The organism is Myxococcus llanfairpwllgwyngyllgogerychwyrndrobwllllantysiliogogogochensis (assembly GCF_006636215.1).
Lineage (GTDB): Bacteria > Myxococcota > Myxococcia > Myxococcales > Myxococcaceae > Myxococcus > Myxococcus llanfairpwllgwyngyllgogerychwyrndrobwllllantysiliogogogochensis.
Window position 1 is genome coordinate 1 of sequence record NZ_VIFM01000912.1, and the last position, 408, is coordinate 408.

The following is a 408-nucleotide window of genomic DNA, read 5'->3' on the forward strand; positions in this document are numbered from 1 at the left end:
GCCCGGAACCATGCGGCGGGCTTCGGGGCCGACCAGGGAGCTGAGCGCCGTCTCGCAACCCTCGCGGACCAGACGACGCGGCTGCTGCGGCTGCTTCAGGATCGGCCGGATGCCGATCTCCTGCCCTTCCTCGGCGACCGGGCCCGAACGGCCGTCGACGCGCTGCACACCGGCGACCCGCGTCGGGCTGAGGGCCAGGGAGGCCGGGCGCATGCCCGGAAGCGGCGCGTGGACGGCGGAGGCCGCGGCCGTGAGCACCGGCGGCGTCCAACGGTCGGCGGTCTCACGCACCACCGGCTGGATCAGCACGGTGAGAAGAGCCGCGGGAGCACTCACGCCCAGAATGAAACCCGACCGCAGCATCGCCCCGACCTCATCATGAGAGCTTGACATGATGTTTTCATAACG

The 408-nt window shown here is 71.1% G+C and carries 1 protein-coding gene; it reads right to left on the reverse strand.

Features of this window, described 5'->3' with window-relative positions; translation table 11 throughout:
• Positions 1–363, reverse strand: a 363-nt coding sequence (locus FJV41_RS51195) for a hypothetical protein (protein ID WP_141649676.1), incomplete at its 3' end; no start/stop codon positions are given.
• Between the last annotated feature and the right edge of the window lie 45 nt (positions 364–408).